This is a genomic window from Aquamicrobium aerolatum DSM 21857, assembly GCF_900113935.1.
GTDB classification, from domain to species: Bacteria; Pseudomonadota; Alphaproteobacteria; order Rhizobiales; family Rhizobiaceae; genus Aerobium; species Aerobium aerolatum.
In genome coordinates this window covers 1-1,113 of sequence record NZ_FORF01000049.1, presented here as the reverse complement: position 1 = coordinate 1,113, position 1,113 = coordinate 1, and the positions used below count along the sequence as shown (strand labels likewise).

Genomic DNA, 1,113 nt, shown 5'->3' with positions numbered 1-1,113 from the left:
AAACCGGAGGCATTTTGATGACCCCACGTTAAGGGGTCCCGTTTGGACGAAAATCACCCCTTAAACAGGGTCCTCATTCCATGAAAAATCACAGGCCGGAAGCGACGACCTGCTCGATCCAGCGGAAAAGCTCACTTGTTCCATTGGAACGGCCTGACCCGGCCGCTGCACCATTTCCCGATCACCGGCTCGGCGGATTTTCCAGTGTCGGAGCCCACGAGGACTTCTCGTTGCCCGCGTCAACGAAGACTCCTGATCGCGCGAGCAGTATTTTAGCCTCTGATGCCGCCCAGACAGAGCCAGGTGTAGATCGATCAGTGCGGGTTTTGAGGAGATAGCTTTTGCAGGCTTTCATCACTGCTTTACAGCAAAAACCCGGCGCTTGGCCGGGTTTTCGATAGTCTTCATCAAGTTCGAAGTGACTAGACGCCGTCCAAAACAGCCTGATGAGCCGTTTGAAGCTGGCCTATCAATGTAACGACGCTCCCCGTGTATTCTGAGTTGATGTGGTTGAAAGAGGCGGCAAGCTCTTCCCAGTATTTTGGGGCGCCAACCTGCGGGGAGTCTGCATAACCGACAATCTGGTTGAGGACGACGGTGTATGTATCACCCAGCAATTGGTCTGCGCGCCATTGGCCCGCCACATCACCGCTTTCCGCCCAAAAATTAATGATGCCGGCGCGGTCATTGGCGAGGGCGCGGATCAAGCCTTCAAATACACCCGCAAAGTCAGCGCCTTGTTCTACTTGCGCACCAGCGATGAAGTTAGCCTTATTCGCCTCCATCGCGATGTGTTGGCTCACAACCAGATTCAAATCTTCAATATCCGAGAATGCGCCAAGCCTGTCGATGGTATCAATGACACCAGCCGCAACTGCTTTCTCTCGACCGCCGCCATCTGGAAAAGCATCTGCGCCTAGGAGGGTTGCGAAGTGTTCGTTTTTCTTGATGGCATCTAGAACTGCACTTTCTCCGTCTGCCAGATTGACAGAGCTCATGAATGCAACGTCGTCATCCACCTTAGGCTCAGGACTCGTTGATCAGAGCCAGAAGATAACGGTAGCCGCGAGAGCGATTGCGGAGAGGAAGGCCATTGGGCACCTGTCATAGCGC

At 54.1% G+C, this 1,113-nt stretch carries 1 protein-coding gene and 1 pseudogene; both read right to left on the bottom strand.

The annotated features are described in order from the left end of the window. Positions 1-422: 422 nt before the first annotated feature. Positions 423-1,019 (bottom strand): hypothetical protein, encoded by a 597-nt coding sequence (locus BMZ42_RS17695; protein ID WP_091525211.1) that lies wholly within the window; start codon positions 1,017-1,019, stop codon positions 423-425. Positions 1,020-1,040: 21 nt separating this feature from the next. After that, positions 1,041-1,113 (bottom strand): annotated as a pseudogene (locus BMZ42_RS18190) (transposase); the annotation flags it as partial.